This window comes from Romboutsia sp., from assembly GCF_051659545.1.
Taxonomy (GTDB): Bacteria; Bacillota; Clostridia; order Peptostreptococcales; family Peptostreptococcaceae; genus JBOFOR01.
This window is the reverse complement of the sequence record NZ_JBOFOR010000189.1, coordinates 1-3702: the sequence shown is the minus strand read 5'-3', so window position 1 is coordinate 3702 and position 3702 is coordinate 1. Positions and strand designations below refer to the sequence as shown.

At 29.4% G+C, this 3702-nt stretch carries 5 protein-coding genes and 1 pseudogene; 1 reads left to right on the top strand and 5 read right to left on the bottom strand.

Annotation, left to right across the window (positions count from 1 at the left end; all coding sequences use genetic code 11):
* The coding region (locus tag ACRC03_RS10350; RefSeq protein WP_438652487.1) for a sulfite exporter TauE/SafE family protein at positions 1–401 on the top strand (401 nt) is incomplete at its 5' end.
* A 105-nt stretch (positions 402–506) separates the two neighbouring features.
* Here the strand turns inward: ACRC03_RS10350 and ACRC03_RS10345 are convergent.
* From ACRC03_RS10345 to ACRC03_RS10325, 5 genes and pseudogenes are all read right to left on the bottom strand, one after another.
* Positions 507–689: pseudogene (locus tag ACRC03_RS10345) on the bottom strand (serine hydroxymethyltransferase); the annotation flags it as partial.
* A gap of 246 nt (positions 690–935) precedes the next feature.
* Positions 936–1316, bottom strand: a complete 381-nt coding sequence (locus ACRC03_RS10340; protein ID WP_438652486.1) for a desulfoferrodoxin family protein — start codon at positions 1314–1316, stop codon at positions 936–938.
* Positions 1317–1458: 142 nt separating this feature from the next.
* Positions 1459–1878: a Fe-S cluster assembly sulfur transfer protein SufU gene (gene sufU / locus ACRC03_RS10335; protein ID WP_438652485.1), complete on the bottom strand. Its 420-nt coding sequence runs from the start codon at positions 1876–1878 to the stop codon at positions 1459–1461.
* Positions 1868–3097 carry a cysteine desulfurase gene (locus ACRC03_RS10330; RefSeq protein ID WP_438652484.1) on the bottom strand — a complete coding sequence of 410 codons (1230 nt, stop codon included), beginning with the start codon at positions 3095–3097 and terminating at the stop codon, positions 1868–1870. The genes sufU and ACRC03_RS10330 overlap by 11 nt, the downstream gene beginning before the upstream one ends.
* A gap of 17 nt (positions 3098–3114) precedes the next feature.
* The coding region (locus ACRC03_RS10325) for a SufD family Fe-S cluster assembly protein (protein ID WP_438652483.1) at positions 3115–3702 on the bottom strand (588 nt) is incomplete at its 5' end.

Genomic DNA, 3702 nt, shown 5'->3' with positions numbered 1-3702 from the left:
AAGATGTTGAAGAAAATGAAGTAGAAGATTTTTCATCTAAGAAGACTTTTTACTATAGTTTGCCTATATCATTTTTTATAGGAATGTATGATGGTTTTTATGGACCTGGTACAGGTACTTTTCTTATTTTGTTACTTACTGGAGTTGCCCATATGAAGTTAAATGAAGCTGCGGGTATTACAAAGGTTATAAATCTGACAACTAATATTACTTCTCTTGTTATTTATCTTTTAAACGGCAAAGTACTTATAGTTGTAGGTGTGGTAGCTGGATGTTTTGGTGTTTTGGGTAATTATTTAGGAACTAAGTATTTTAGTGACAAAGGAGCAAAAGGAGTTAAGCCTATTATTCTAGTTGTTCTTTCTATATTTTTTATAAAGTTATTAATTGAGGTATTCTAAATTCCAAATATTTTACTTGAAACTATGATACCCCATACCTAATATATTATTAGGTATGGGGTATCATAGTTTCAAGCCTTGAGCATAATCCTGACCTAGTTTTATCTAATCCATTAAGTTAGATTCTTTATATAACGGATACTTTTCAGTTAGTTCTATAACTAGCTCTTTAGCTTTCTTTTCATTATCATCTGTTAAACATAAATCAATAGCTTCTGCTATGACTTTCATATCTTCTTCTTTCATACCTCTTGTAGTAATAGCAGGTGTACCTATTCTTATTCCACTAGCTTCCATAACTGGAACTGAAACTATATTTTCTGATGCTATTAATTCTATATTCCTTTGCTGTCTATATAACTCTCTTTTCATACTATTGTAAACTTCTGTATCATATTTTTTTATTTGCTCAAACATTTCGTCAATTCTCCATTTGTCAATTATTTTAATTAATAAAATCATCTATATTAATTTATTTTGTATTTTATATATACTAAAAAAATAACACCTAAGCAAATAGGTGTTATCTTAATATTAAGCTTTCCATAATCCATGAAGATTACAGTATGCATAAACTTCTTTAACAGTCTCTCCCTCAGTTATTGCAAATTGAACTTTAGGCTCTTTATCTATAGATAAATGCTTCATTTGAGTTCCTTCATTTGTTATTAAGTACACCCATCCAATGTAGTGTCCTTCTGTCATTGGGTGTATTACACTTCCAACTTCAACATTTACTAAGTTCCCCTCTACTTTTACAACTGGTATATGTTTTTCAGTTGCCGCTTCTTGTGAATTAGCTACTATTTCTTCCATAGCTTTTCCACAACAGAATAACTTTGGACCATTATTTACAACCTCTTCAACTATATTGCCACATGTTTGGCAGAAATAAAATTTTGCTTCATTTTTCATATCTATACCCCTCTATTATCTATTTATTTTAGTAATACTTGTTATTTTAGTAATACTCAGTATTATATTTTATAAGTTTTAATATATCATTATTTCTTATAGTATATATATACCTTCTTATTCAATCTTTAAACATTTTTTTCTAAATACTTTCTCTTAGAGTATGCCAAGCTAGAACTGCACATTTTACTCTAGCAGGTAGATTAGAAACATTTTTTAGAACAATTGCATCTTCTAAAATCTCCAGCTCCTCCTCATCTGTAATATCTCTTTTAATCATACCTATAAACTTATCTACTAAACTTAATGCCTCTTCCTTACTTTTTCCTTTTATTAAATCTATCATCATAGATGTAGATGCCTTAGAAATAGCACATCCAACGCCTGTAAATGTAGCATCTTCTATTATATCTCCATTTAGCTTTATATTTAAGGTAATATCATCACCACAGCTTGGATTATGACCTCTATTTGATACAGTAAAATCTTTTAATTCTCTTTCATTATGCTTGCTTTTACAATGTTCCATTATTAATTCTGTGTATACATCATTAAGACTCATATCCCATCACCTTTCTTACTTCAATTAATCCTTTTACTAGCTTATCTACATCTTCCTTTGTATTGTAAAAATAAAAACTTGCTCTACACGTTGCGTTAAGTTTTAAATATCTCATTAATGGTTGACAACAATGGTGTCCAGCTCTTACTGCAATTCCTTGTGAATCTAGTATTGTAGCTACATCATGAGGATGAACTTCATCTACATTAAAGGAAATAACACCGGCTCTCTTGTCTATATCTAAAGGACCGTAGATTTCAATAAATGAGATCTTTGATAACTCATTTATAGCATATTGTGTAAGCTCCTTTTCATAAGAGTGTATATTGTCTAAGCCTATTTTTTCTAAATACTCCATGGCTTTGGTAAGTCCAATAGCTCCCTCTACATTTTGTGTACCAGCTTCAAATTTATAAGGTACTTCAGCAAAGGTAGCACTATCTTCATATACATATTCAATCATATCTCCACCGAATAAGAATGGTGGCATAATATCAAGCAACTCTTTTTTACCGTATAAAACACCAATTCCCATAGGTCCTAGCATTTTATGACCAGAAAATACTGCAATGTCACAATCTAAATCCATAACATCAACCTTCATATGAGCTACACTTTGTGTTATATCTAGTATAACTTTTGTGTTGAATTTATGAGCGTAAGATATAATAGACTTAACAGGATTTATTACACCTAAGGCATTTGACACATGAGTTAAACTTAATATTTTTGTTTTTTCTGTTATCTTTTCTTCTATTTCACTTTGTGGTATATTGCCATCTTTATCAATATATAAGTATTTTAAAGTAGCTTTTTTCGCTTTGGCAACTTGTTGCCAAGGAATTAAGTTACTATGATGTTCTAAAATACTAATTACTATTTCATCGCCTTCTTCTATAAAGTTCATACCGTAAGAATATGCTAATAGGTTTAATGATTCAGTAGCACTTTTTGTAAAAATAATTTCTTCTTGTTGTTTAGCATTTATAAATGACTTTGTTTTTTCTTTAGCATCATCATAGATCTGTGTTGCTAAAATCCCTAAATAGTGTGCTCCTCTATGAGGATTTCCATTTGAGGTTTCATAATAGTTTTTTATTGCATTTATAACTGATTTAGGTTTTTGAGAAGTTGCCGCACTATCTAAATAAACTAAATCTTTATTATTATCAAATAATATAGGAAAATCATCCTTTATAGTATTTATATCAAATTTCATAAAATCACCACCTATTTTTAGCTCTGTAATCTTTTAGCTAATTCAATTTTTATTTTCTCTCTTATATGCTCAACTGGAATAGTTTCTATAACTGGGTTGAACATTGACTCAATTATAAGTTTTTTAGCTTCTTCTTGGCTAAAACCTCTACTCATTAAGTAGAATAATTTATTATCATCAACTTTTCCAGAAGTTGCAGCATGTTGACCTTCTACATCATCTTCATCACAAAGAAGTAAAGGAACAGCTTTGTTAACAACATTACTGCTTAAAAGTAAAGTATTTTCAATCTCACTACCTTTTGATTTAGAAGAACCTTTTTTGAAATCTAGAGTTCCTCTAAATGTTTTCTTAGCTTCATCCTTTAATACTCCATATACATCCATATTCCCCTGAGTTCTTCTTCCTTTATGGCTCATTATATAATTTATATCAAGATTATCATTGCCCTCAACCATATAGATAGTTTTTATATTAGAAGCAGAATTTTCACCTTCTAAATTAACTTGTAAATTAGTCACTCTTTTACCTCTACTTAATTCAACAAAGGTAATATCTACATTTGCATAGTCTTCACATTTAACTAAGTTAGAATCAATATTTAT